21 protein-coding genes are annotated in these 19690 nt (G+C 67.6%); 11 read left to right on the top strand and 10 right to left on the bottom strand.

The window, feature by feature from the left end; translation table 11 throughout:
- The 5 genes from AC1DYS_RS01470 to AC1DYS_RS01490 all read right to left on the bottom strand — a co-directional run bounded on the left by AC1DYS_RS01470 (window position 1) and on the right by AC1DYS_RS01490 (window position 2165).
- Window positions 1–225: a hypothetical protein gene (locus tag AC1DYS_RS01470; protein WP_047491973.1), complete on the bottom strand. Its 225-nt coding sequence runs from the start codon at window positions 223–225 to the stop codon at window positions 1–3.
- 119 nt (window positions 226–344) lie between these two features.
- Window positions 345–818 carry a thioredoxin family protein gene (locus tag AC1DYS_RS01475; RefSeq protein ID WP_477895338.1) on the bottom strand — a complete coding sequence of 158 codons (474 nt, stop codon included), beginning with the start codon at window positions 816–818 and terminating at the stop codon, window positions 345–347.
- The gene (locus tag AC1DYS_RS01480) at window positions 815–1246 is read right to left on the bottom strand and encodes an SRPBCC family protein (protein ID WP_477895340.1); all 432 of its coding nucleotides are present in this window, start codon (window positions 1244–1246) and stop codon (window positions 815–817) included. The genes AC1DYS_RS01475 and AC1DYS_RS01480 overlap by 4 nt, the downstream gene beginning before the upstream one ends.
- 99 nt (window positions 1247–1345) lie before the next feature.
- Window positions 1346–1708: a DUF1428 domain-containing protein gene (locus AC1DYS_RS01485; protein WP_477897235.1), complete on the bottom strand. Its 363-nt coding sequence runs from the start codon at window positions 1706–1708 to the stop codon at window positions 1346–1348.
- Window positions 1709–1841: 133 nt separating this feature from the next.
- Window positions 1842–2165, bottom strand: a complete 324-nt coding sequence (locus AC1DYS_RS01490; RefSeq protein ID WP_477895342.1) for an antibiotic biosynthesis monooxygenase — start codon at window positions 2163–2165, stop codon at window positions 1842–1844.
- Between the two features lie 93 nt (window positions 2166–2258).
- Between AC1DYS_RS01490 and soxR the strand changes: the two genes are divergently transcribed.
- Window positions 2259–2735 (top strand): redox-sensitive transcriptional activator SoxR, encoded by a 477-nt coding sequence (soxR, locus tag AC1DYS_RS01495; protein ID WP_477895344.1) that lies wholly within the window; start codon window positions 2259–2261, stop codon window positions 2733–2735.
- A 30-nt stretch (window positions 2736–2765) separates the two neighbouring features.
- Window positions 2766–3629, top strand: coding sequence for an alpha/beta fold hydrolase (locus AC1DYS_RS01500; RefSeq protein ID WP_477895346.1), 864 nt, complete (start codon window positions 2766–2768; stop codon window positions 3627–3629).
- 17 nt (window positions 3630–3646) lie between these two features.
- Here the strand turns inward: AC1DYS_RS01500 and mmsB are convergent, their stop codons facing one another.
- The 4 genes from mmsB to AC1DYS_RS01520 are packed head-to-tail and all read right to left on the bottom strand — an operon-like array spanning window position 3647 to window position 8399.
- Entirely contained in the window at window positions 3647–4552 is a 906-nt protein-coding gene (gene mmsB, locus AC1DYS_RS01505) for a 3-hydroxyisobutyrate dehydrogenase (protein WP_477895348.1), read from the bottom strand.
- 31 nt (window positions 4553–4583) lie between these two features.
- Window positions 4584–5702, bottom strand: a complete 1119-nt coding sequence (locus AC1DYS_RS01510) for an enoyl-CoA hydratase/isomerase family protein (RefSeq protein WP_477895350.1) — start codon at window positions 5700–5702, stop codon at window positions 4584–4586.
- Window positions 5703–5710: 8 nt separating this feature from the next.
- Complete coding sequence (locus AC1DYS_RS01515) at window positions 5711–6871, bottom strand: acyl-CoA dehydrogenase family protein (protein ID WP_477895352.1); 1161 nt, start codon at window positions 6869–6871, stop codon at window positions 5711–5713.
- Between the two features lie 16 nt (window positions 6872–6887).
- Window positions 6888–8399, bottom strand: a complete 1512-nt coding sequence (locus AC1DYS_RS01520; protein ID WP_477895354.1) for a CoA-acylating methylmalonate-semialdehyde dehydrogenase — start codon at window positions 8397–8399, stop codon at window positions 6888–6890.
- 300 nt (window positions 8400–8699) lie between these two features.
- On the opposite strand from AC1DYS_RS01520, the gene AC1DYS_RS01525 reads away from it, so the two are divergent.
- The 4 genes from AC1DYS_RS01525 (at window position 8700) to AC1DYS_RS01540 (ending at window position 12389) form a co-directional block, all read left to right on the top strand.
- Window positions 8700–9935 carry an MFS transporter gene (locus AC1DYS_RS01525; protein ID WP_477895356.1) on the top strand — a complete coding sequence of 412 codons (1236 nt, stop codon included), beginning with the start codon at window positions 8700–8702 and terminating at the stop codon, window positions 9933–9935.
- Between the two features lie 126 nt (window positions 9936–10061).
- The gene (locus tag AC1DYS_RS01530; RefSeq protein ID WP_477895358.1) at window positions 10062–10364 is read left to right on the top strand and encodes a formate dehydrogenase subunit delta; all 303 of its coding nucleotides are present in this window, start codon (window positions 10062–10064) and stop codon (window positions 10362–10364) included.
- Between the two features lie 118 nt (window positions 10365–10482).
- Window positions 10483–10974 (top strand): acyl-CoA thioesterase, encoded by a 492-nt coding sequence (locus AC1DYS_RS01535; RefSeq protein WP_477895360.1) that lies wholly within the window; start codon window positions 10483–10485, stop codon window positions 10972–10974.
- Between the two features lie 128 nt (window positions 10975–11102).
- The gene (locus AC1DYS_RS01540) at window positions 11103–12389 is read left to right on the top strand and encodes an SGNH/GDSL hydrolase family protein (RefSeq protein ID WP_477895362.1); all 1287 of its coding nucleotides are present in this window, start codon (window positions 11103–11105) and stop codon (window positions 12387–12389) included.
- Between the two features lie 20 nt (window positions 12390–12409).
- On the opposite strand, the gene AC1DYS_RS01545 is transcribed toward AC1DYS_RS01540, so the two are convergent.
- Window positions 12410–13255, bottom strand: coding sequence for an alpha/beta fold hydrolase (locus AC1DYS_RS01545; protein ID WP_477895364.1), 846 nt, complete (start codon window positions 13253–13255; stop codon window positions 12410–12412).
- Between the two features lie 184 nt (window positions 13256–13439).
- On the opposite strand from AC1DYS_RS01545, the gene AC1DYS_RS01550 reads away from it, so the two are divergent.
- The 5 genes from AC1DYS_RS01550 (at window position 13440) to AC1DYS_RS01570 (ending at window position 19676) form a co-directional block, all read left to right on the top strand.
- The gene (locus AC1DYS_RS01550; protein ID WP_477895366.1) at window positions 13440–15236 is read left to right on the top strand and encodes an ABC transporter ATP-binding protein; all 1797 of its coding nucleotides are present in this window, start codon (window positions 13440–13442) and stop codon (window positions 15234–15236) included.
- A 289-nt stretch (window positions 15237–15525) separates the two neighbouring features.
- Window positions 15526–16410: a helix-turn-helix domain-containing protein gene (locus tag AC1DYS_RS01555; RefSeq protein ID WP_477895368.1), complete on the top strand. Its 885-nt coding sequence runs from the start codon at window positions 15526–15528 to the stop codon at window positions 16408–16410.
- A gap of 114 nt (window positions 16411–16524) precedes the next feature.
- Window positions 16525–17565: an ABC transporter substrate-binding protein gene (locus AC1DYS_RS01560; protein WP_477895370.1), complete on the top strand. Its 1041-nt coding sequence runs from the start codon at window positions 16525–16527 to the stop codon at window positions 17563–17565.
- Between the two features lie 9 nt (window positions 17566–17574).
- Window positions 17575–18378 carry an ATP-binding cassette domain-containing protein gene (locus AC1DYS_RS01565; protein WP_477895372.1) on the top strand — a complete coding sequence of 268 codons (804 nt, stop codon included), beginning with the start codon at window positions 17575–17577 and terminating at the stop codon, window positions 18376–18378.
- An 8-nt stretch (window positions 18379–18386) separates the two neighbouring features.
- The gene (locus AC1DYS_RS01570; RefSeq protein ID WP_477895374.1) at window positions 18387–19676 is read left to right on the top strand and encodes a sugar ABC transporter permease; all 1290 of its coding nucleotides are present in this window, start codon (window positions 18387–18389) and stop codon (window positions 19674–19676) included.
- The last annotated feature ends 14 nt before the right edge of the window (window positions 19677–19690 follow it).

Consider the following 19690-nt stretch of genomic DNA (forward strand, 5'->3'; position numbering starts at 1 on the left):
TTAGGCCGGAGTGGTGTCTACCACCTCGATGGCTTTGTTGGCCACGTGGCGCTTGAAGTCCGCGAGCGGAATGGCCGTCGAGCCATGGGTCTCGCCGTCAACCCAGCTGATCGTCACGTCAAGAACGGTCTCCTCGATCTCGACGGGCCCCCGGGGGATGGCCAGGTTCATGCCATCACCTTCGCGGTATTCGATCTTGCCGTTGACACGGGCCTTCTTGCTCATGGGGACTGCTCTCCGATGCGTTTAGATTGGCGTCATTCTGAGCAGCGGCTTCGCGCCCACGCTGTCGGGCAACGGCCTCTCGCGCCGTAGTCGAACTCCTACGGAGACTTCCCTAGTCGCTAGGGTTTGGCCTTGGCCGCCGTGGTCACGGCCGCCTGGAAGAAGTCATAAACGCCGGTGTCGCTCATGCGCCGGGCGTTCGACAGCTCGCCGGCCCGCGTGGCGTAAAGAACGTCATTGCCCGGTGACAGCACCACCGCCGCCGGAATGCCCTTCTTTGTTGGCTCCCCATAGACCGAGCTGATGTCGAGATTGCGATCGAAGCGGCCCACGTCGACCTTCACGACGACGAAGTGGCTCGCCATGAGTTCGGCGTTCTTGCTCGTCTTCAGCGAGGCGTCGAGGGCGCGGCAGTCTTCGCACCAGTTGGCACCGAAGATCACCAGCACCGGCTTCTTGGCGCGCTGCGCTTCGGCCAGCGCGGCGCGCACGTCGGCTTTCGCATCGGCGGCCTCGTTGTAAGGCATCGAGGCCGCAAAGGCGGTGCCCAGCAGCAGGCAAAAGGCGGTCGACAGGAGGGCGCGTTTGTTCATGGCGTTGCAGTGCTTTCAATGTCAGGGGACGAAGCGGCCCTCTCCAACGTTTGTTTCATCGCAGCAAGGCCCTGCTCGATCATGCCAGCGATGCTCGGGGCCAGCTCGTGCGGCAGCAGGTCGGCGATCCAGACCACGCGGCTGTTCCCGTCGTCTTCAGCAAACACCTGCGCCGAGGCGTTGTGATGGGTCAGGCGGCCGCCCACCGCCGACCAGGCCACGCGACGATCAGCATCGTTGACGTCGATGATCAGCTCGGTGGCCACCATGCCGTTCGCGAAGGTGACGGTTCGGCTCTCGCCCTCCAGCCGGCAGTCGACCACGAAGCCCGCGACCAGCCGCGTGTGCAACGCGCCGACATCGCGCATCGCATCCCACAGCTGCTCGGTCGGCACTGCGATGGATATCTCTTTGCGAATCGAAGCCATGGTCCGTTCCTCCGACAAGTTGCTGAAATCAGCATAGGCGGCGGGATCAGCCGTTTTCGGACACCTTCATTCCGGCGTGCTCATCGGGTGTGAGCCGCCCTATAGCTTCACGAGCGTCTTGAAGCCGCCAAAGAACATGCGCGCGCCGTCGAAGGGCATGTTGGTCGGGTCCATCATGTCCTCCAGGCGCGGATCGGCCATCACCTTTTCGTTGATGGCGTCGCGCTCCTCGCGAGAGTTGAAGACGATCCACGAGAACACCACCGTCTCGTCGTCCTTCAGCTGAACGCTCTGTGGAAACGAAGTCAGCTTGCCCGGTTTCACGTCATCGGCCACGCCTTCCCAGTAAGCCAGCGCGCCGTATTCCTTCCAGATGTTGCCCGCCTGTTCTGCAATCCGGCGATAGGCCTCGAGATTGGCAGTCGGCACAGGCAAAACAAATCCATCGACATAGGGCGACATGGCGGCGATCTCCGTGGTGGCGATGTGCACACCGTAGCGCCGTTAGGCCGTGTTGTTGAGCTCTTCCCTGCTGGCATCAGGGTTGCCGGGCCTCGGTACGCCTTGCAGGTGGCCTGCAGGGTCAGCCTGCCGATCAGGCGCTCTTGTAGAGCCCCAGATCGCTGCGCACGCCAAGGCGTTGCACGAAGCTCTTCGGGTCGAAGCCCTCTTCCGCGAACTTCTTCTGCACGGTCTGCTGGGCTGCGGCCACGGCCTCGTCGTTCTCCCACTCGACGAGGGTCAGCGCGTTGAACTCGCCCGTCCCGCCGGTCTGCGTGAGCACCGTCGCGCGCAGGCAGCCGGGCAGGGTGCGCAGCGTGCGCTGGATCTGCTGCATCTGGTCGACGAAGGCGCTGAGCACTGGTGCGGGAACGATGAACTTGTCGACGCGGAACACGGTTGCAGATGAGTTGTGCATGTCGGTATCTCCTGTTAGATGGGTTCGGTAAAGGAGACGGCAGTCTGCAACCTCAAGTAAAGTTGAGGTCAAGCACTTTGATGGACAGCCGGGATGGAAAAGACGCCGCTCGAACAAGCCGGAATCTCGCCCACGCTCACGGTGGGCGAGGTGGCGCGCCGCAGCGGCGTGGCGGTGTCGACGCTGCACTTCTACGAGACCAAAGGCTTGATCAGCAGCGCCCGCAGCGCCGGCAACCAGCGCCGCTACGCGCGCGAGGTGCTGCGTCGCGTGGCCTTCATCCGCGTGGCGCAGCGGGTGGGCATCGCGCTGGCCGACATCGAGGCCGCGCTCGCCACGCTGCCGGTGTCGGCGGCGCCGACGCGGGCCGATTGGGCGCGCCTGTCTGCCGGCTGGCGCGCCGAACTCGACGAGCGCATGGCGCAGCTCAAGAAGCTGCGCGACACTTTGGACGATTGCATCGGCTGCGGTTGCCTGTCGATCGACCGCTGCAAGCTGCGCAACCCGCTCGATACGCTGGCCGAGAACGGTCCCGGCCCTCAGCGGCTGTGGGTCCAGGGCACGCGCTGAGCCTCTTCAACCTCACTGGGAGAACGCACCATGACGCCTGAACGAATCATTCATGCCAACAGCGTCGACCTGTGCGTGCAGACCTTCGGTGCAGCCACGGACCCGGCGCTGCTGCTGATCGCCGGCGCGGCCAGCTCGATGGACTGGTGGGAAGACGGCTTCTGTCAGCGCCTGGCCGAGGGCTCGCGCTTCGTGATCCGCTACGACCTGCGCGACACCGGCCGCTCCACCAGCTACCCGCCAGGGCAGCCTGGGTTCAGCTTCGACGACCTGGTCGACGACGCGGTGGCCTTGCTGCAGGCCCTGGAGGTGCGGCGTGCGCATGTCGTCGGCATCTCGATGGGCGGTGCGATCGCGCTGCACCTCGCGCTCGACCATCCAGAACACGTCGCCACACTGATCTTGATGTCGACGAGCCCAGGTGGCCCCGGCGGCCCCAACAACCCGGGCCTGCCACCGATGTCGCCCCGGCTGCAGGCGGCGTTCAGCCAGCCGGCTCCGCCGCTGGACTGGTCCGATCGCGACGCCGTGATCGACCATCAACTCGAGCAACTCCGCTTGTTCGCCGGCCCGCAAGGTTTCGACGACGCCCGCATGCGCACACTCATCGGCCGGTCGTTCGACCGCACGCCCAACGTGGCGACCCTGAACAACCACTGGAGCGTGGGTGGCGAAGGCCCGCCGCTTCGGCCGCGCCTGAACCAGGTGCGCGTGCCGACGCTCGTGGTTCATGGCACCGACGACCCGCTGTTCCCGATCGCCCATGCCGAGGCGACCGCGCGCGAGGTGCCGGGCGCGCGCCTGTTGCGTCTCGAAGGCGTCGGCCACGAGATGCCGCCGGCTGCGACGTGGGATCTTCTCGTGCCGGCCATCCTGCAGCACACCGCCGCCTGACGGCAGCGGCGGAGACCTTACTTGCGCAAGGTGTCCGGCGACAGCATCCCGATCACGCTCGAAAAGTCCAACCCGCCATGGCCGGCCTTGCTGTGCGCGGCATACAGGTCGCGCGCCAGGCCGCCCAGTGGCACCGAGCTGCCGCTGGCCAATGCGGCTTCGACCGCGAGGCCCAGGTCCTTCAGCATCAGGTCGGTGCCGAAGCCGCCGCTGTAGCCGCGCGAGGCCGGTGCGGTGTCCATCACGCCGGGCATCGGGTTGTATTTCTCCAGCGCCCAGTTGCCACCCGAACTGCGGCGCATCACTTCGGACAGTACCTTGGTGTCCAACCCCAGGGCCTGGCCGAGCGACAGCGCTTCCGAGGTGCCGATCATCAGCACCGCGAGCAGCATGTTGTTGCACAGCTTGGTGGCCTGGCCGGCACCGTGGCCGCCGGCGTGGAAGAGGTTGGCCCCCATGTTGCGCAACACCGGTGTGGCGCGTTCGAGGTCGCCGGCGTCGCCACCGATCATGAAGGTGAGCGTGCCGGCCGCCGCACCCGCGGTACCGCCCGACACCGGCGCGTCGAGGAACGCCAGGTCGGCACCGCTGGCGGCCTCGGCCACCTTGCGTGCGCTTGCTGGTGCGATGGTGCTGGAGTCGATCACCAGCGTGCCTTTCGGCAGCTTGCGCAGCAGGCCGGTGTCACCGAGGTAGAGCAACTCCACATGCCGGCTCGCAGGCAGCATCGAGATCACGATGTCGGCCCCATTCACCGCATCGCTCGCCGAGGTGCTGACCGTCAGCCCCTGCAGCGCAGCCGCCTTGCACGCCGCCGCGCTGAGGTCGAAGGCGCGCACCGTGTGGCCGGCCTTGAACAGGTTCTGCGCCATTGGCGCGCCCATGTTGCCGAGGCCGATGAAGGCGATGGGGTGTGTGCTCATGCGTGTCTCCGTGCTTGTTTTTAGGGGAGGGTCAGCCCAGGTCGGCCAGCGGGTGCGCACCGGCGTAACGGGGCTTGAAGTGTTCGGCGATCAGGGCCGCTGTCACCTCCTGCAGCGTCGCGGGCTGCCACTTCGGCGTGCGGTCCTTGTCGATCAGCAGCGCGCGCACGCCTTCGGCGAAGTCGTGCTGCGTGCAGCAGCCCACCGACAGCTGGTACTCAAGGCGGAACACCTCTGCCAGCGATAGGTCGCGCGTGCGACGCAGCACCTCGCGGGCGAGCACCAGCGAGGTCGGCGAGCCTTTGGCGATGCTGCTCGCCGCGGCCGCTAGCCACGGGTCGGCGTGGTCGGTGAAGGCCTGCAGCCGCGCCACCGTCTCGGCCAGCGTGTCGTGCCCGATGGCTTGGTCGATCAGGTCGAAGTGGCGGCGCAGCGGTGAGGTCTCAGCAGCCATCGGCGACTCGAAGCCGGCGAGCAGGCGACTCAGCTGCGCGGCGTTCGCATCCGAATCACTCGACCAGTCGGTGCCGGCGATCGCCTCCAGCACGCGCGCCTTGTCGTCCTGCGGCACGGTGAAGTCGGCCAGCCCGGCGAAGCGCGCATCGGCTGCATTCAACGGCGCCCCGGTCAGCGCGAGAAATTCACCCAGCTTGCCGGGCATGCGGTTCAGGAACCAGCTGCCACCAACGTCAGGGTACAGACCAATGCCGATCTCGGGCATGGCCAAGCGGCTGCGGTGCGTCACCACGCGGTGCGACGCACCGGCGAGCAGACCGATGCCGCCGCCCATCACGATGCCGTGGCCCCAGCAGAGAACCGGTTTGGCGAAGGTGTGGATGCGGTAATCGAGCCGGTACTCGCGCTCGAAGAACGCCTCCGCCAGGGCCGGCACATCGCCCGGCTTCTCCGCACGGATTGCGCGGTAGAGCGCGGCCACGTCACCACCCGCACAGAACGCTTTTTCACCCGCGCCATCGAGCACGATGCCGACGACCGATGGGTCTGCTGCCCAGGCCTCGAACTGCGGCGCCATGCGGTCGATCATCTCGAGCGTCAGCGCATTCAGCGTGGCGGGCCCGTTCAGCGTGGCACGCCCGAAGCGGTGGCCGCCTGCGGTGGCCACCTCGCCAAAGATCACAGAGTCTTCCATCACACCGGTCATCGAATGCTTTCAGTCGCGTCGGCTTGCAGCATGCGGCGCGCGACGATCACCCGCATGATTTCGTTCGTCCCCTCGACGATCTGGTGGACCCGCGCATCGCGCAGGTAGCGCTCCAGCGGGTACTCGCGCATCACGCCATAGCCGCCGTGGATCTGCAGCGCCTCGTTGCAGATGGCGAAGGCGTTGTCGGTGGCAACGCGCTTGGCCATCGCGCAGTAGATGTTGGCATCGGGCGCGCCGGCATCGAGCTTCGAGGCGGCCAGCCGCACCATCTGCCGTGCCGCCACGAGCTCGGTGGCCATGTCGGCGAACTTGAACTGCAGCGCCTGGAAGTCGGCCAGCGGCCGCTTGAACTGCTGGCGCTCGTGCAGGTGGCGCTGTGTTGCATCGAGCGCGGCCTGCGCGGCACCGACGGAGCAGGTGGCGATGTTGATGCGCCCGCCGTCGAGCCCGCGCAGTGCGATCTTGAAGCCCTCGCCTTCTTCGCCGAGCAACTGGTTGGCCGGTATGCGCACGCCGTCGAAGGTGATCGCGCGGGTGGGCTGGCTGTTCCAGCCGAGCTTGCTCTCCTTGCGGCCGTATTCGATGCCCGGGCTGTCGGCCGCAACGGCAAAGGCCGACACGCCGGCTGCGCCGGAGCCGCCGCTGCGCGCCATCACCACCAGCACGTCGGTCGCGCCGGCGCCGGAGATAAAGGCCTTGCCGCCGTCGATGACGTACTCGTTGCCCTCACGGCGCGCGGTGGTGCGCAGCGAGGCGGCGTCCGAGCCGGCACCGGGTTCGGTGAGGCAGTACGAAGCGAGCTTCTCGCCGCGCGCGAGCGTCGGCACCCAGGCCTCTGCGACCTCGGGGCGCGCGAAGCGGCTGACCATCCAGGTGGCCATGTTGTGGATGGTCAGGTAGGCCGCGGTCGAGGCGCAGGCGGCGGCCAGTTCCTCGAACACGATGCTCGCGTCCAGCCGTGGCAGGCCGAGCCCGCCGTGCGCGGTGTCGGCGTACAGGCCGCAAAAGCCCAGCTCACCGGCCTGGCGCAAGGTGTCGCGCGGAAAAAAGCCCTGCGCGTCCCACTCGGCCGCATGCGGCGCCATCGCGCTGGCCGCGAATTCGCGTGCGGCTTGTTGGTAGGCCCGTTGATCCTCAGACAGCTCGAAGTCCATGTGTCGGTGCTGCCGCTCAGCGCATGCTGATGGTGGTGTTGACGCCGCTCGACAGGTCGTCGTCGAACCAGCGCTCGGTGATCGTCTTGGTCTGCGTGTAGAACAGGATCACCTGCTTGCCATACGGCCCCAGGTCGCCGAGCTTGGACGCGCGCGAGCCGCTGAACGAGAACAGTGGCACCGGCACCGGGATCGGCACGTTGATGCCGATCTGCCCGACGTCGATCTCTTCCTGGAACTTGCGCGCGGCCGCACCCGACTGCGTGAAGATCGCGGTGCCGTTGCCGTTCGGGTTGGCATTGATCAGCTCGATGGCTTCGTCGAGCGTGGCCGCTTCGGCAATGCACAGCACCGGGCCGAAGATCTCCTGGTGGTAGATGCTCATGCCGGGTTTCACGCCCGAGAAGATGGTCGGGCCGACGAAGTTGCCTTCTTTCAATGCGCTGTCGATCGGCGGCTTGCGGCCATCGAGTTCGAGCTTGGCGCCTTCTTCGATGCCACGCGAGATCAGCGTCTCGACACGGTCTTTCGCGGCGCACGAGATCAGCGGTCCCACGTCGACGCCGGCGGTGGTGCCGCTGCCGATGGCCAGCTTCTTCGCGCGACTCACCAGGTCGGGAATCCAGCCACGCGCATCGCCCACCAGCACCGCCACCGACACCGCCATGCAGCGCTGCCCGGCCGCGCCGAACGAGGCGCCGATCAGCGCGTCGAGCGTCTGTGCCTTGTGCGCGTCGGCCATCACGATGGCGTGGTTCTTCGCGCCCATCATGCATTGCACGCGCTTGCCGGCGAGCGAGGCGCGCTGGTACACGTGCGTGCCGACCTTGGTCGAGCCGACGAACGAGATCGCCTTGATGTCGGGGTGGTCGCAGATCGCGTTGACCACGTCTTCGGCACCGTGCACCACGTTCAGCACACCGGCCGGCACGCCCGCTTCCATCGCAAGCTCGCACAGGCGCATGGTGACCATCGGGTCCTGCTCCGAGGGCTTGAGCACGAAGGTGTTGCCGCAGGCAATCGCCATCGGGAACATCCACAGCGGGATCATTGCGGGGAAGTTGAACGGCGTGATCCCGGCGCACACGCCCAGCGGCTGCAGCAGCGTGTAGGTGTCGACGCCATTCGCCACGTTGTTGGCCAGTTCGCCGAGCTGCAGGTTGCCGATGCTCGCCGCGTGCTCCACCACCTCGAGGCCGCGGAACACGTCGCCTTCCGCATCGGCCAGTGTCTTGCCCTGCTCGGCGGTGAGGATGGCCGCGAGTTCCTTCATGTTCTCGCGGATCAGCTGCTGGTACTTGAGGAAGATGCGCGCCCGCGCGCCGATGGGCGTCTTGCGCCAAGTCTTGAAGGCTTCCTTCGCCGCGGCCACGGCTGCGTTGACCTCGTCGGCCGTGGCGAGCGGCACGCGCGCCAGCACCTGCTGCGTCGCAGGGTTGACGATGTCGCGCCAGCGCTCGGAGCGCGATTGAACGAGCTTGCCGCCGATCAGCAGCGGAACCTGGGGAGGGGTGGGGGTTTGCGGCATGGTTGTCTCCATATCGAGAGGTGATGGCCCTGCGTGTGGGGCCTCTGATCGCTCGAATCTATCCACTGGCCCTGCAATCCACAACCGCGGGTATGTCAGGACAAAGTCTTTGGCGGGACGTTGCTCTGACGCTCGGGCCTTATCTCGTCAACCGCCCAGAAAGTGCGTGAACGCGGTCACGCCCGCGGGCGGCGCAGAAGCCCTCGGCCGGCGCAGATTGCTGCAGCGCAGCACAATGGCGGGACGGTGCGCACCGTCGCTGCCCTCCCGCACCGTCTGCCTTCCCACTCCCGCCCCGCCATGACTTCCGTTTCGACCTCGACCGTTGCTACCGCCTCACCCTTGTCCGCGGTCGCCAGCCGGGAGCGGAGCTTCTGGCCGGCGGTGATCGCCCTCGGTGTCGGCGGCTTTGCCATCGGCACAGGCGAGTTCGTCATCATGGGTTTGCTGCCCGAGGTGGCCAAAGACATCGGCGTCTCCATCCCTCAGGCCGGCCATGTGATCAGCGCCTATGCGCTCGGCGTCGTGATTGGCGCGCCGGTGCTCGCGGTGCTGGCCGCCCACTGGCCGCGGCGCGCCTTGCTGATCGCGCTGATGGCCTTGTTCGCTGTCGGCAACCTGGCGAGCGCGCTGGCACCGGGCTACCTGTCGCTGAACCTGTTGCGCTTCATCGCCGGGTTGCCGCACGGCACCTTCTTCGGCGTGGCCGCGCTGGTGGCTGCCTCGCTCGCGCCGCCACAGCGCCGTGCCAGTGCCGTGGGCCTCGTGATGCTGGGCCTCACCAGCGCCACGCTGGTCGGCGTGCCGATCGCGGCCTGGCTCGGCCAGCACCTGGGCTGGCGCGCTGCCTTCGTGCTCGTCGGCGCCATCGCCGCGCTGGCCTGCGTGCTGATCCGACGTGGCGTGCCCGACCTGCCCGCCGCGCACGGCGCGAGCCCGCTGCGCGAGCTGAGCGCGCTGGCCAAGCCGCAGGTGTGGCTCACGCTGGGCATCGGCGCCATCGGCTTCGGCGGCCTCTTCTCGGTGTTCAGCTACATCAAGCCACTGCTCACCGAAGTCACCGGCATCTCGGTCGACGCCGTGCCGCTGGTGCTGGCGCTGTTCGGCGTCGGCATGGTGGTCGGCAACCTCGTCGGCTCGCGCCTGGCCGACAAGTCGCTCATGCGCACCATCGCCGGCGTGCTGGTGTGGGACGCGCTGGTGCTCGGCGCCATCGTCTTCACCGCGCCTTATCCACTGGCCATCTCCATCAACGTCTTTTTGGTCGGCACCATCGTTGCCATCGGGCCGGCACTGCAGATCCGCCTGATGGACGTGGCCGGCGAGGCGCAGACGCTGGCCGCCGCCCTCAACCACTCGGCCTTCAACGTGGCCAATGCGCTCGGCGCCTGGCTGGGCGGCACCGCCATCGCCGCCGGCCTGGGCTGGACCTCGACCGGCTGGGTCGGCACGCTGCTGGCGTTCGCCGGCATGGCGGTGTTCGGCGCAGCGGTGTGGCAGGCGCGGCGCGCGCCCGCTGCTGTAGCTGCTGCGTGAGTTGAGGCGGCGCGCCACCGATTCATCGGTTCGCGCCTTGTCCTACTCGCCAACGCAGTGATTGGATGACACGGCTTTCGGGCCGTATGGCTAGCATGGGCTTCCGTGTGTTTCCTGGAGACTGCCGTGCAAGCCCGATCCGAAAACCTGGTGAAGATGGCGAATCAGATCGCCACGTTCTTTGAATCGCAGACCGAAGACCGACCCGAGGTCGCCGCGCAGGCCGTCGCCGGCCACCTCAAGCTCTTCTGGGCGCCCGAGATGCGCGCACTTCTGCTTGAAGAACTCGACCACCCGACCGGCGGCGAGATGCTGCCCGTGGTCAAGGACGCCTTGCGCACCCACGCCGCCAAGCTGATGGCACCCGGCGCGCACATCAAGGGCGAGGCGAGCCAGGTCTTTCCGCAGGGCGGGGGCGACGCGGGATAAGCACCGATCCGCGAGTCGATGGGGCATGCGGCCCTTCGATCTCGCCGCTGGCTTGGAACATGCAGGTGCCTCCGGTGAAGCGGTCGACAATCGGCCACCTCACAGAACGGAGAAGCACATGGACCGGCCCGCCCACCAACTGACGATGACGGTGTTGATGACGCCCGACATGGCCAACTTCACCGGCAACGTGCACGGCGGCTCCATCCTGAAACTGCTCGACCAAGTGGCCTACGCCTGTGCAAGCCGGTATGCCGGCCGCTACGTCGTCACGCTGTCGGTCGACCAGGTGATGTTCCGCCAAGCCATCCACGTCGGCGAACTGGTGACCTTCATGGCGGCCGTGAACCACACCGGCACCTCATCGATGGAGGTCGGCATCAAGGTAATCGCCGAAGACATCCGCAGCCAGGTGCTGCGGCACGCGAACAGCTGCTTCTTCACGATGGTGGCGGTCGACGACGACCGCAAGCCGGTGGCCGTGCCGCCCTTGCAGCCGTCCACGCCGGATGAGATTCGCCGCTTCTCCGCGGCGCAGGTGCGCAAGCAATTGCGGCAAGAGTTCGACCAGCGCTTCGAGGCGGTTCGCGCGCTGCACAGCGCCTCATAGCAGCCGTGAGTGGCCCGTGAGGGCCTGGCCTGTTTGACGTAGCGGCACATCGATTGCCGGTTCTCCCGCGCGTTGCCGAGTTCACCGTGGCAACGCGTTTCGTCAAAAACACCAGCCAGGAGACAACCATGGTTCAACTCACGTCCCGCTTGAAAGTCTGGGCTTCGCGCCGCCGCGCCGTTGCCGCATTGCTGTCGGTCGCGATGCTGGCGGGCATCGCACCGTCGGCGCTGGCCCACGATCGCGACCGCCACGGCCGCGGTCATGGCGACGCCGATGCCGAATGGGTCGGCACCTGGACGGCCGCCCCGTCCAACCTCTTCACCGCCGGGTTCAACGACCAGACGTTGCGCCTCATCGCGCACACCAGCATCGGTGGCGAGCGCGTGCGGGTGCGCCTGTCGAACACCTTCGGCACCACCTCGCTCAAGATCGGCGAGGCGCGTGTGGCCTTGCAAGCCCAGGGCCCCATCATCAACCCGGGGACCGACCGGCCGCTGAAGTTCGGCGGCCAAACCGCCGTGACCATTCCACCCGGCGCGCTGGTCGTGAGCGACCCGGTCGACCTCGATGTGCCGGCGCTCAGCAACCTGGCGGTCAGCGTCTACCTGCCCGGTGCCACCGGGCCGGTCACCGAGCATTCGCTGGCGGTGCAGACCAACTACGCGTCCACCCCAGGCAACTACACCGAGGCCGGCAACATGCCGGTCGCAAGCACCCGCCTGTCGTGGGCCTTGCTGTCGGGCATCGAGGTGTTGGCGCGTGACGCGGTGGCCGTCGTGACCTTCGGCGACTCGATCACCGACGGCTATGGTTCGACGGTGGATGCCAACCGCCGCTGGCCCAACGTGCTGGCCGAGCGCCTGCAGGCGCGGCACATGCGCGTGGGCGTGCTCGACCAGGGCATCAGCGGCAACCGCGTGCTGCACGACGGGCAGGTGCCGGAGTTCGGACCCAACGCGCTGTCGCGCTTCGACCGCGATGTGCTGGCGCAATCGGGCGTGAAGTTCGTGGTGCTGCTCGAAGGCATCAACGACTTCGGCCACGCCCCGCCCGGGACACCCGAGGCCGTGAGTGCCGAAGACATCATCGCGGGCTACCGCCAGATCATCCGGCGGGCGCATGCGCAAGACATCAAGGTCTACGGAGCGACGTTGACGCCTTACGTCGGCACCATCTTTCCCGGCTACTACCAGCCCGAGGGCGAGGCAAAACGGCAGGCGGTCAACGCCTGGATCCGCAGCAGCGGTGCCTTCGACGCGGTGATCGACTTCGACGCCGTGGTGCGCGACCCGGCCAACCCGACGAAGATCCTGCCGGCCTATGACGTGGGCGACCACCTGCACCCGAACGACGCGGGCTACCGCGCCATGGCGAACGCCGTCGACCTGCGCTTGTTTCGCGACAACGACTGAAGGCTCTTCGCCGAGCTAGCCTAGCGCTGGCAGTCGGCCGCAAAGCGGCCGACGATGCGCACGAAGTCTTCGGGCGCTTCGACCGGCGCGATCTCGCCGCCGCGCATCACGTCGCTGCTGATGCGCTGCGCGCCGGCCCGCTTCAAGCCGGCAACATAGGGCTCCGGCGTGCGGCCATCGGCATCGCCGCGCAGGTAGAGCAGCGGAGTGCTCACCTGCACGGGCTGCGCGTTGTGTTTGGCATCGGCTTCCAGCGCGCGGTACCAGTCGAAGCCCGTCTTCAGCGCTGCGGGCCGCTCGTAGGCTCGCGCGAACACATCGCGCAGCTCCGGGGTGACTGCACGCTTGTTGCCGACCAGCATGCCGATGAAGTAGTCGAAGTACTCGCGCTGGTGCCCGGTGACCAGCTTCTCTGGCAGCTCCGGGATCGCGTGGAAGGCGAAGTGCCAGATGTGCGGGTTCGCCAGCACCTCGGCCCACGGGTCGATGCCAGGGATGACGGTGTTCGCGACCACCGCGCCGCTGATGCGCTGCCCGTGGTCTCGCGCCGCGGCGTAGGCCACCATGCCGCCGACGTCGAAGCCCGCGATGACGGGTCTCTTGGCGCCGGTCCGCTCAGCGGCACCGAGGATCACATCCGCCAGCACCGTTTTCTCGGCCGAGGCGGGCGCGCCGCGTGAGTCGCCGATCTCCGGCAGGTCGAATGCGATGACGAAATGGTGCTGCCCGAACTCGTCGGCCACCCCGTCGTAGACGCGGCTCGAATGCGGCCAGCCATGCAGCAGCACGAGGGCGGGTTTCTCGGGGCTGCCGGCCAGCGTCGCGCCCAGGCTGAGACCGGCGATGTCGATGCGGGATCTGTGCATTTTTTCGCTCCTTCGCGGTTGCCGTGACATCAGAAACGAGCAATCGGTGTTCCGGTGGAACGCATCGTGCGTTGACGGTGGAGTCATGTCAGAGAACTTCTGACATCCGATCTGGCGAGGCCCCGACTGGGTGCGCAAGACGGCTCAACCTACAGTCCACGCGCGCTTGCATTCACCTACTTTCATGACCCAGCCGCTTCTCCCCGCCGTCGCCACACCGCTCGTCCAGCTCTACCGCCACGTGTGGCAACACGCCGATGGCGTTCGTGCACGCATGGCCACCGCGCTCGCCATGCTCGGCGGCTCGCAGATGCTCAAGCTCGCGATGCCGTGGATGGCCGCGCAGGCGATCAACAGCATCCAGACCGCCGGCATCGCGGGCCTGGCCATCGCCGGCCGCTGGATCGCCGGCATCCTCGGCTTGCAGATGCTCGTCTGGGCCTTCCACGGGCCGGCGCGCGTGATGGAGCGCTCGGTCGCCCTGCGCGTGCGCCGCAGCGTGGCCGACGCCCTATATTCACGACTCACGCACGCGCCGCTCACTTGGCATGAGCGCCACCACTCGGGCGACCTCCAACACCGCGTCAACCAGGCGAGCGGTGCGCTGTCGTGCTTCACCGAGAGCCAGTTCATCTACCTGCAGAACCTCATCAACGTGGCGGGCCCGCTGATCGCGCTGGCACTGCTGTCCAAGGTCACAGGCACCATGGCACTGGTCGGCTTCGTGCTGATCGCGGTGGCGATCGTGCGCTTCGACGGCGCGCTGATGCGGCTGGCCGAGCGCGAGAACACGGCGCAGCGCCGTTATGCCTCGCGCCTGCTCGACTTTGTCGGCAACATCTCGTCCATCGCCAGCCTCCGCCTGCAAGACGCGACCCGCCGCCTGCTCGACAGCCGGCTGGTCGCCGTCTTCGAGCCGCTTCGCCGCAGCATCGTGCTGAACGAATGGAAGTGGTGCGCCGTCGACCTGCTCACCGCCTGCCTGAGCTGGGGCCTGGTCATCGTCTATGCCTGGTCGACCAGCGGCGCCGGTGCCGCCGGCAACGCGCTGCTGATCGGCAGCCTGTTCATGATCTACCAGTACGCCCAGCAGGCGGCCGGCGTGTTGTGCTCGATGGCGTCGAACTACCAGAACCTCGCACGCACGCAGACCGACTTCGCCAGTGCCGACCTGATCCGCAACTCGCCCCAATCGCCGGCGCCGGCCTTCGGCCTCGACCCCGACTGGCAACGCATTGACATGCAAGGCATTGCCTTCAAGCACCCCGGCGCCGAGCGCGGCGGCATCGAAGAGCTGAGCCTGAGCCTTGTGCGCGGCGAACGCATCGCACTCGTCGGGCCCAGCGGCTCCGGCAAGAGCACGCTGCTGCGCGTGCTGGCCGGCCTCTACACCGCCGAGCACGGCCACGTGGCGGTCGACGGCGTGCCGCAACTCGGCCACCGCCACCTCGGCGCACTGTCCACGCTGATCCCGCAGGAGGCCGAGATCTTCGAGCTGACCGTGCGCGACAACATCACCCTCGGTGACGAGAAGCCCGACACGGCGCTGCATCAGGCGGTCTTCGTCAGCGCACTCGACGGCGTGCTCGCCGAGCTGCCGATGGGGCTGGAGACGCCGATGTCGGAGCGCGGCTTCAACTTCTCCGGCGGCCAGCGCCAGCGCCTGGCCCTGGCACGCGGCTTCCTCGCCGCGCGCGACAGCTCGCTGCTGCTGCTCGACGAGCCGACCAGCGCGCTCGACGCACTGACCGAGCAGCTCGTGCACCAACGGCTGGACCGCGCCTACGCCAAGGCCTGCATCGTGGCTGCGGTGCACCGCATGAGCCTGCTCGCGCACTTCGACCGCGTGGTGTTCATGGTCGCGGGCCGCATCGTCGACGTCGGCACACCGGCCGAGCTGGCCGAGCGCCAGCCGCTCTTCGCGGCCATGCAGAGCGGCAGCCTGGCAGAACCCGAGCCGGCAGAAAAGATCGTCGCCTGAGCATCGGCATGCGCCCAGCTGCGGGTTAGCCGCGCAATCGCGTCGTTCCTGCCGCGCGAAAAGTCAAAAAAGTACTAGCCGGCGGCCGGGAATGTAGTAGCTGCCCGGCACGGCCCCCTCTACATTCTGTTCAACAGATGCCGGACAACAGGCGTCACCACAGAGTGCCATGAGACAAGTGGCTCGACCACGGACCTGAGAGCCTGTGAACAAAACCGACACACCCGCTCGGGCGCGCCGGATCCATTCACAGGCTCTGAGCCCGCGGCCGGGCCAGGAGGCCATACCGATGAAGCCGGACCTCGAGGTCGTCCAGATCGGACGCGCGGAATCGTTCAAGGCGTGGGAACACGGCTATCCGTTTCGCACGGTGCGCTGGCATTTCCACCCGGAGTTCGAGTTGCACCACGTCGTCGCGACGACCGGGCGCTACTTCGTCGGCGACTTCATCGGCAACTTCGCGCCGGGCAACCTGGTGCTGACCGGGCCGAACCTGCCGCACAACTGGGTCAGCCACCTGCCGCCGGGCACTGAGGTGCCGCTGCGCAGCCGGGTGCTGCAGTTCTCGGAGACCTTCATTCGCGACGCGACGCAGCTGCTGCCCGAGCTCGCCGCGGTTGTGCCGGTGCTGGAGGCGAGCCGGCGCGGCGCGCTCTTCTCGGCCGAGACCGCCGCCCGCGTGGCCCCGATGATGGCCGACCTGATCCGCGCGTCCGAGGTCCGCCGGATCGAGCTCTTCATGTCGATCGTCGGCACGCTGAGCCGCGCGCAGGGCATTCGCCTGCTGACGAGCGAGAGCTACCACCCCGATCCGTCGGGCTTCATGGCGACCGGCATCAACGAGGCGCTGGCGCACATCAGCGGCCACCTGGCCGAGCCGTTCAGCGAGAAGGACCTGGCGGAGATCTCGCGGCTGAGCCCGAGCGGGTTCTCGCGCAGCTTCAAGCGCCACACCGGCATGGCGCTGAGCCAGTACGTGAACCGCCTGCGCATCAACCTCGCGAGCCAGCTGCTGATGAGCGAGGCCGCGATGTCGGTCACCGACATCTGCTTCGCGGCGGGCTTCAAGAACATCTCCAACTTCAACCGGCAGTTCCTGCGCCACAAGAGCATGTCGCCCTCGCGCTTCAGGGCGCTGCTCGCCGAGAACGCCGTGATGGAGGACGCCGCCTGAGGCGTTGGCGCCTGCCCTAGTCCAGTTCCAGATCCAGTTCCCATCATCGGCGGCACCCGCACGCCGAATACCAACCAGAACGGAGACAACGACATGACACGACTTACTCAACACATGAGACGCGCCCTCTGCGCATCGGCGCTGGGCCTGGCGAGCGCCACCGCGGTGCTGGCTGCGCCGAGCGGCACCGTCGCCTTCCTGATGCCCGACCAGGCGTCGACCCGCTACGAGCAGCATGACTTCCCCGGCTTCAAGGCCGAGATGTCCAAGCTCTGCCCGGACTGCAAGGTGCTCTACCAGAATGCCAACGGCGACGCCGCGCAACAGCAGCAGCAGTTCAACTCGGTGATCTCGCAGGGTGCGAAGGTCATCGTGCTCGACCCGGTGGATTCGACCGCCGCAGCCTCGCTCGTGCGCATGGCGCAAGGCCAGGGCATCAAGGTGATCGCCTACGACCGGCCGGTGCCGTCCACGCCCGCCGACTACTACGTGTCGTTCGACAACGAAGGCATCGGCAAGGCCATCGCCGCATCGCTCGTGCAGCAGCTCAAGGCCATGGGCGTGCCCACCGACAAGGGCGGCGTGCTGCAGGTCAACGGCTCGCCGACCGACGCGGCGGCCGGGCTGATCAAGAAGGGCATCCACGCCGGCCTGGAGGGCAGCGGATACAAGACGCTCGCCGAGTTCGACACGCCGGAGTGGGCGCCGCCCAAGGCGCAGCAATGGGTCAGCGGACAGATCACGCGCTTCGGCGCGCAGATCGTCGGCGTGGTGGCCGCGAACGATGGCACGGGCGGCGGCGCGATCGCGGCCTTCAAGGCAGCCGGCGTCAACCCGGTGCCACCGGTCAGCGGCAACGACGCGACGACCGCGGCGCTGCAGCTCATCGTTGCGGGCGACCAATACAACACCATCTCCAAGCCGAGCGAGATCGTTGCGGCTGCAGCGGCGAAGGTGGCGGTCGGCTTCCTGTCGGGCCAGACGCCGAAGTCCGAAATGATGCTCTACAAGACGCCGTCGCAGCTCTTCACACCGGCGGTGGTCACCGCCAAGAACCTGAAGGCCGAGATCATCGACAAGGGCATCCTCAGCGCGAAGGAACTGTGCACCGGCCGCTACGCCGAAGGCTGCAAGCGGCTGGGCATCGCGAACTGAAGCGACGCCATGGCAGACAACTCCACCACCCGTCCGGCGCCGGGCAAGCTCGTGCTGAGCTTGCGCGGCATCTCGAAGAACTTCGGCGCCGTCTCCGCGTTGACGGACATCGAGCTCGACGTGCATGCCGGCGAGGTGGTGGCGCTGGTGGGTGACAACGGCGCGGGCAAGTCCACGCTCGTGAAGGTGCTCGCTGGCGTCCACCAGCCGAGCGCCGGCACGATCCACTTCGACGGCAAGCCGGTCACACTGCCCGACCCCGGCGCGGCGCTCGACCTCGGCATCGCGACGGTGTTCCAGGACCTCGCGCTGTGCGAGAACCTCGACGTGGTCGCGAACATCTACCTCGGCCGCGAGCTGAACCCGCTGCGGCTCGACGAGGTCGCGATGGAAGTGCGGGCCTGGACGCTGCTGAACGAGTTATCGGCTCGCATCCCGAGCGTGCGCGATGTGGTCGCGTCGCTGTCCGGCGGGCAGCGCCAGACGGTGGCGATCGCGCGTTCACTGCTGCTCGACCCGAAGCTCATCATGCTCGACGAACCCACCGCCGCACTCGGTGTCGCGCAGACCGCCGAGGTGCTCAACCTGATCGAGCGGGTGCGCGACCGCGGCCACGCGGTGATCATGATCAGCCACAACATGGAAGACGTGCGCGCGGTGGCCGACCGCATCGTCGTGCTGCGGCTCGGCCGCAACAACGGCGTCTTCTATCCCGACTCGTCGAACGAGCAGCTGGTGGCTGCCATCACGGGCGCCACCGAGAACGCCGTGTCGCGCCGCGCCGGCCGGCGCCAGGCCGAGCCGCACACATGAGCGACGGCATGAACGAAGGTGCCGCGATGAGCCAAGACATGCAAGGCGCCCGTGCACCGGCAGCGTCCGCCGCGCCGCTGCTCGACCGCAGCGACGTCCGCGTCAAGCACGCGACCGGCATCGGCGGCAGCGTCAGCGCGTTTGTCGACCGCGTCCGCTCGGGCGACCTCGGCTCGCTGCCGGTGCTCGTCGGGCTGGTGATCATCTGGACCGTCTTCACGAGCCTGAACCCGGTCTTCCTGTCGGCCGACAACCTGGTCAACCTGCTGTTCGACTGTTCGACGGTCGGCGTGATCTCGCTCGGCATCGTCTGCGTGCTGATGGTCGGGCAGATCGACCTCTCGGTCGGCTCGATGAGCGGCTTCGCGTCGGCAATGGTCGGCATGCTCTGGGTCAACCAGGAGTGGCCGCTGCTGGCGGCGATCACCGTGGCGGTGGGCGTGGGTGCGCTGATCGGCGCGCTGTATGCGCTGCTGCTCAACCGGCTCGGCATGCCGAGCTTCGTCGCGACGTTGTCGGGCCTGCTCGCGATCCTCGGGCTGCAGCTCTACGTGCTCGGCACGAGTGGGTCGATCAACCTGCCGTACGGATCGCCGATGGTGAACTTCGGGCAGATGATGGTGATCCCGGCCGGTGCCTCGTACCTGCTGGCGCTGGTGCCGGGCGCAGTGATGCTGGCCATCGGCCTGCACACACGCTCGCGCCGAATGGCCGCGCGCCTGTCGGCCGCGACGGTGGGCGGCCTCGTCACGCGCTGTGTGGTGGTCACGCTGCTGTTCGAAGTGATCGTCGCGTACCTGAACCGCGGGCGCGGCGTGCCGCTGATGTTCGGCGTGTTCCTCGCGCTGGCGGTGGCGATGGACTACGCGCTGACACGCACGCGGTGGGGCCGCTCGATGAACGCCGTGGGCGGCAACCGCGAGGCCGCACGGCGCGCCGGCATCAACGTCAACCACGTCTACACCAGCGCCTTCGTGCTGTGCGCAAGCCTCGCGGCACTCGGCGGCGTGCTGTCTGCAGCGCGGCTGGCATCGGCGAGCCAGCAGGCCGGTACCGGCGACGTGAACCTCAACGCGATCGCCGCGGCCGTGATCGGCGGCACCAGCCTGTTCGGCGGGCGGGGCAGCGCGTACTCGGCGGTGCTGGGCGTCATCGTGATCCAGTCGATCGCGAGCGGGCTGACGCTCTTGAACCTGTCGTCATCGCTGCGTTTCATGATCACCGGCGCGGTGCTTGCCATCGCGGTGATCGTCGACTCGCTGGCGCGCCAATCCCGCGTCACCCATGGTCGCGCGTAGCAGTTTCACGTCGT

Source organism: Rhizobacter sp. P2_G4 (assembly GCF_056403575.1).

Coding starts and splice junctions, on each gene's coding strand:
- AC1DYS_RS01490 (WP_477895342.1), bottom strand. CDS start 2,165: ATGCACAACTCATCTGCAACCGTGTTCCGCGTCGACAAGTTCATCGTT.
- AC1DYS_RS01525 (WP_477895356.1), top strand. CDS start 8,700: ATGACTTCCGTTTCGACCTCGACCGTTGCTACCGCCTCACCCTTGTCC.
- AC1DYS_RS01515 (WP_477895352.1), bottom strand. CDS start 6,871: ATGGACTTCGAGCTGTCTGAGGATCAACGGGCCTACCAACAAGCCGCA.
- AC1DYS_RS01560 (WP_477895370.1), top strand. CDS start 16,525: ATGAGACGCGCCCTCTGCGCATCGGCGCTGGGCCTGGCGAGCGCCACC.
- AC1DYS_RS01570 (WP_477895374.1), top strand. CDS start 18,387: ATGAACGAAGGTGCCGCGATGAGCCAAGACATGCAAGGCGCCCGTGCA.
- AC1DYS_RS01555 (WP_477895368.1), top strand. CDS start 15,526: ATGAAGCCGGACCTCGAGGTCGTCCAGATCGGACGCGCGGAATCGTTC.
- AC1DYS_RS01485 (WP_477897235.1), bottom strand. CDS start 1,708: ATGTCGCCCTATGTCGATGGATTTGTTTTGCCTGTGCCGACTGCCAAT.
- mmsB (WP_477895348.1), bottom strand. CDS start 4,552: ATGAGCACACACCCCATCGCCTTCATCGGCCTCGGCAACATGGGCGCG.
- AC1DYS_RS01480 (WP_477895340.1), bottom strand. CDS start 1,246: ATGGCTTCGATTCGCAAAGAGATATCCATCGCAGTGCCGACCGAGCAG.
- AC1DYS_RS01540 (WP_477895362.1), top strand. CDS start 11,103: ATGGTTCAACTCACGTCCCGCTTGAAAGTCTGGGCTTCGCGCCGCCGC.
- AC1DYS_RS01550 (WP_477895366.1), top strand. CDS start 13,440: ATGACCCAGCCGCTTCTCCCCGCCGTCGCCACACCGCTCGTCCAGCTC.
- AC1DYS_RS01510 (WP_477895350.1), bottom strand. CDS start 5,702: ATGGAAGACTCTGTGATCTTTGGCGAGGTGGCCACCGCAGGCGGCCAC.
- AC1DYS_RS01545 (WP_477895364.1), bottom strand. CDS start 13,255: ATGCACAGATCCCGCATCGACATCGCCGGTCTCAGCCTGGGCGCGACG.
- AC1DYS_RS01520 (WP_477895354.1), bottom strand. CDS start 8,399: ATGCCGCAAACCCCCACCCCTCCCCAGGTTCCGCTGCTGATCGGCGGC.
- AC1DYS_RS01535 (WP_477895360.1), top strand. CDS start 10,483: ATGGACCGGCCCGCCCACCAACTGACGATGACGGTGTTGATGACGCCC.
- soxR (WP_477895344.1), top strand. CDS start 2,259: ATGGAAAAGACGCCGCTCGAACAAGCCGGAATCTCGCCCACGCTCACG.
- AC1DYS_RS01500 (WP_477895346.1), top strand. CDS start 2,766: ATGACGCCTGAACGAATCATTCATGCCAACAGCGTCGACCTGTGCGTG.
- AC1DYS_RS01475 (WP_477895338.1), bottom strand. CDS start 818: ATGAACAAACGCGCCCTCCTGTCGACCGCCTTTTGCCTGCTGCTGGGC.
- AC1DYS_RS01470 (WP_047491973.1), bottom strand. CDS start 225: ATGAGCAAGAAGGCCCGTGTCAACGGCAAGATCGAATACCGCGAAGGT.
- AC1DYS_RS01565 (WP_477895372.1), top strand. CDS start 17,575: ATGGCAGACAACTCCACCACCCGTCCGGCGCCGGGCAAGCTCGTGCTG.